The sequence below is a fragment of the Nostoc sp. genome (assembly GCF_036917575.1).
Taxonomy (GTDB): Bacteria; Cyanobacteriota; Cyanobacteriia; order Cyanobacteriales; family Nostocaceae; genus Nostoc.
The window spans coordinates 1-4741 of the sequence record NZ_JBALDC010000036.1 but is presented as its reverse complement, the minus strand read 5'-3'; the positions used below and the strand labels follow the sequence as shown (position 1 = coordinate 4741).

The following is a 4741-nucleotide window of genomic DNA, read 5'->3' as shown; positions in this document are numbered from 1 at the left end:
AATTGAGAACGTTAATTCGGTACTTTCTGTCCGTTGTGCTTACCTTAATGGAACACTCACTATTTGATGTTTTCGCCAAAGTGGGATGCTCCCAAGCAGTCTGTTCCAGACTCATTAAATATTTCTGATTCCAGGTATGAAAATTCTTCAAACATATCAGAATCAGACTTATACATCTTGAAAGTAAAAACTAGAGTGGAAGCTCAAAAAATTGGTACTACTATCAATGATTTTTGCGCTCCTCATATTCAAAGTTTGTGGCTAGACACTCAAGATAAGCTAGTCAGGGACGGCACAAAAATAAGAGAAGCTTTAGTTAAAAAAATACAAGAAGATATTCAACAGATATCAAATGAACTTTCTCAGGATCTTGGGCAATCTTTGAACGTTCATATAAATATAAATGATATTCAGTTTCCTAGCTTTGAGTTCCGAGGAATAGATGCAGAAATTCAATACCAGCAAGAGGTGTTTACTCGCACACGAAAAGAAGCAAAAAAAGATAGTAGTTGTTGTCAATCGGATAAAGTCTATTATGTAGATGTCTCATACCAGGAAAAGTATGAATTTTACGAAATTGACTTACGCGAAACAGCAAAAAAAATTGAGAAGAATATAGATAAGCAGGTGTCAAAAAACCAAGAGCTTTTACAGCGAGTGATTGAAACACAAGTTAAGGAAGATTTTAGAAGTGCAGAACAGCAAATCAATGACTTTATTAAAATGTTTCAAGATGATTTTGACCGTTTGCTGAAAGAACGGAATACAAAAGAAGTAGAGGCTGAACAGATTCGTGAAATCCTTAATATTCACAAAGAGAAGCTTACTAAATATCTGCTTGACTTAACAGATGTTCAAGCATCTTTGAATAGTTGGAAGCCATTACAAACAGTTAGATAGATATTAGACTTTCCTAACCCAAACAGACTAAGAAAGCCTTACCTCATTAACCCACCTTCGTGGGTTTCATTTTTATAGCCCCAGAATTCTATTCTGAGGGCATTTTATTTGTTACCCTTCTGGCAATTTAGCAAACGCCTGCTCAACTAACTCCTTTGACTTAGCATCCAAACGCAGCCAATCGACTTCACCGAATTCATCGATTAAACTAGTATCAATATCAGCAACTTCCTTCTGTGGTGTGTATTCAACAAAACACACTTCATAACACAGTTCCCACAAATCGATACTCGCTTCTTGCTGTTGACGCTGCAAACGTAGATGATATCCTGGATGGGGCATCGGCAGACGAGCCAGAGTTCCTCTGATTTCATCTGCTTCTTGGGGTGTTGCAGTTTCGATTGCTTGCAATAGCTCACTCACCAATGCTTTGATTTCATCAGTGGTGTTAGGCGGCCAAATCAGCACATCGTGGTAAGTTCCCGTCCAGGAAGATTCATCAAGCCGCTTGCGGATATTGTCGATAACGCGAATGAAAGCAGGTTGCATGAGGATTTCAGCCTGCTGCCATGCAACTGAGTTTGTTATTTTAGGTGGCATTGGTACTAAACAGGGGCACTAAAAGAAAAATAAACAGTCTGCGTTTATTAAAAAGCTGCGTTTTTAATCTAAATCTTTTCTCAAGATAGCGGATTTCATTGAAGAAAATTTGGAGATATTTATTACCAGCTGGAAAATTAGGTAATAACTCTGGGGAGGGAATATGATCGGCAAGCTACTAGACCATCGTTACAAAGTAATTCGAGTTCTCGCGATGGGAGGATTTGGTCAAACCTACATTGCCCAAGATACTAGGCGGCCCGGCAATCCTATCTGCGTTGTCAAGCACCTTAAACCCGGAACTGACCCCAGAGTTTTTGATACTGCTAAACGCCTGTTCAGCAATGAAGCCGAAACCTTAGAAAAACTGGGCAACCATGACCAAATACCCAGGCTGCTAGCATACTTTGACGAAAACCAAGAATTCTATCTAGTACAAGAATATATTGAAGGACATACTCTAGCTGAGGAACTTATATCTGGTAAGCGCTGGAGTGAAAGCCAAGTAGTTCAACTGTTGCAGGAAATTCTAGAGATTCTGGAATTTGTCCATCGCCAAGGCGTGATTCACCGCGACATCAAACCGGATAATATCATCCGCCGTGCCTCAGATAATAAGTTAGTTTTAGTTGATTTTGGAGCAGTGAAACAACTGCGTACACAACTGGTAACAGTGGGCGGACAAGCCTCTGCGACAGTAGTTATCGGTACTCCTGGCTATATGCCCACAGAACAAGGGCAAGGTAAACCTCGTCCCAACAGCGATATCTATTCCCTTGGCATCATCGCCATTCAAGCACTAACAGGATTGCAGCCAACAGAATTGCAAGAAGACCCAGAAACGGGGGAAGTTATCTGGCGGCATTCAGTAACCGTGAACCATCGACTGGCGGCAGTATTGTCCAAGATGGTGCGTTATCACTTCAAAGACCGCTACCAAAATGCTACAGAAGCACTGCAAGCGTGTAAAGATGCGATTAATCCAGTACCTACACTTTCCACACCTCAAGAAGCTGCCAACAATTCCAGTTACCAAGCAGCCAAATCTCAGCCTCAAGTATCTCGGCTGCAAACTATTGCATTTGCACCAGCCAATCCTGCCAAACCTGTACGTAAAGACTCTAGTAAATCCGACCCTTGGCCGATATTAATTGGCATATTACTGGCGGGTGGTGCGGCTGCCTTGGTAGCAAATGTATATCCAAATGTGAAAAATTTAGCTTTAAATCTTACAGGTAAGGATACTGCCTTAGCAAACAAATGCTCGGCTGTTGTTGTCGGAAATTCTAATATCCGTTCTGAACCTAGTTCGATAAATTCTAATAATATTGTGCAAACAGTTGGTGATAATACCAGTTTCGAGGTGACTGGCAAACGGACAAAAGCAGGTTGGATAGAAGTTAAACTTAAATCTGGTCGTTTGGCTTGGGCACATCCGACCGTGATAACCAATAATCAAGAATGGGGTTCTTGCCTGCGTGAAAAAGGTATTGCAACTAGGATTGTAGATGATAGTAGCTTGATTGCAACTCGAACAATTCCTCAGCCACAACCCAAATCTCAGGATGTAGTAACTCCATTACCGGAAAAGCCGAAGGGGTCAACTGGCGATGCTGAAAAATCAGAGCGATCGCAGCCTAATGATAACAGTGCCAATATTATCGAACAAGCAAAAAAGAAGTATGATTCCGGGGATATAATTGGAGCGATCGCACTTTTAAGATCGGTTCCGGCAAATGCTGCTTCTGGTATCCAAGAAACAGGCAAAATGATTGCCCAATGGCAGTCAGATTGGGCTAAGGCAGAGGCATTATCTAATGAGATCAACAAAGCAATAGATGATGGTAAATGGGATAAAGTTTTAGATTATAGAAACCATCCAGAAAAGTTACCTAATACTCAATATTGGCGAAATAGAATCGAACCATTATTTAAACGAGCAGCCGAAAATCTGGCAAAACAGGCACTAACTGAGCTAAAAAATCAAGGTAATCAAAAGAATACCCAACAGAAACTTCCTAATACTAATCAACCTGCAACCACAGAGAGTCCTAATACCACAGAAACTCCTAAAAGCGGCTTTTAACAGTTACAGCAGTTTGCTTTTTAATTGAGGTACAAAATGCAAGACTCGACATCAGATATAAAGAGTTTCTACCTCCTGCCTCCCGAACTCGCAGCATCAGCCCAATAAATATCGTTTCCAGTTTATGCCTGGAAACGATATTTATCTGTAGTTTTATTTTCTCTATCCGTGCATTTCGTCGTATTCTTGAGCTTCAACTCGTCTTGCTTCCATCCGCGAAGCAGGCAAAAACTCAGCGCGACGCACTGGAACCAAGGGTGGTGTATTTCCTTGGTAAGGGTGAATCACTTGTACAGTACGGGCTGGACGCTGCCGTGGTGAGAATAAAGCCAATACCCCAGCGACGACAACACCACCACCAATAGTGAGAGTTGCACCTCCCACAGCCCAAAGCACGGGTGAAGACCACCAAGTATTTTGCGGTTGGAATGTTGCTGCTGTTTTTTGTTGGTTATTCTGCTGGGCTAGTTGCCACTGCTGCTGAGTATTGAAATTTTGGACTTGGCCCTGGAGTTGTTGATTTTGCGACTTTAACTGTTCATTGTCGTTTTTTAAACGCTCCAGCTGCATCTGCGTGTTCAACTTTTCCATGTCTTGACGCTGGTCAGTATTAGGAGCAACTGACGACTGATTAGGATTGGGATACATTGGTTGCCCATAAGGCCCGTAAGGATACATTTGTGGCTGTATTCCTTGGGGCGCTACTACAGTACCTGGCATTTGCGGAGCAACAGCGAAGTTAGATTGTAGGGGGATATTTGTTCCTTTGAGCAATACGAGAGCCGCCAGCCCAGCTACGGCCACTCCGCCGATAAATGCCATACTCTCACTCATCGCCTTTGCTCCTCGATTGCGACGTAACTATAATCATTTTTGACTGACTCACTCTCACACTCATAAATTATGCCTACTTAATTTCACATAATACTCAAACTATAAGCAACTGTATCAGCTAGTTTTTTTACATCATCATATCTGATGTTAATATTCAAGACCATAATGGTCAAATTGTCCACCAAATAAGGCTTAAAAAACTACACTGTTATCTTTTTTAATCTACTTTCTCTGTCTAAGGGACTTCCAGAAAATAAAATATACAGATAATAAAAATGATAATCATTGTTAGGGGGGGGTGGGGGGGGGGGGGGGGGGGGG

At 41.7% G+C, this 4741-nt stretch carries 4 protein-coding genes; 2 read left to right on the top strand and 2 right to left on the bottom strand.

What is annotated here, in order from left to right:
• The first annotated feature begins 177 nt into the window (after window positions 1-177).
• A complete protein-coding gene (locus V7K79_RS08065) occupies window positions 178-900 on the top strand; it encodes a hypothetical protein (protein WP_335046385.1) in 723 nt (240 codons plus the stop codon).
• 111 nt (window positions 901-1011) lie between these two features.
• Here V7K79_RS08065 and V7K79_RS08060 read toward each other — a convergent pair whose 3' ends face one another.
• Window positions 1012-1500, bottom strand: a complete 489-nt coding sequence (locus V7K79_RS08060; RefSeq protein WP_335046382.1) for a hypothetical protein — start codon at window positions 1498-1500, stop codon at window positions 1012-1014.
• Between the two features lie 163 nt (window positions 1501-1663).
• Here V7K79_RS08060 and V7K79_RS08055 point away from each other — a divergent pair, with 163 nt between their 5' ends.
• On the top strand, window positions 1664-3586 hold the full coding sequence (locus V7K79_RS08055; protein WP_335046380.1) for a serine/threonine protein kinase: 1923 nt from the start codon (window positions 1664-1666) through the stop codon (window positions 3584-3586).
• Window positions 3587-3748: 162 nt separating this feature from the next.
• Here V7K79_RS08055 and V7K79_RS08050 read toward each other — a convergent pair whose 3' ends face one another.
• Window positions 3749-4420 (bottom strand): heterocyst differentiation related protein, encoded by a 672-nt coding sequence (locus V7K79_RS08050; protein WP_335046378.1) that lies wholly within the window; start codon window positions 4418-4420, stop codon window positions 3749-3751.
• Window positions 4421-4741: the final 321 nt, after the last annotated feature.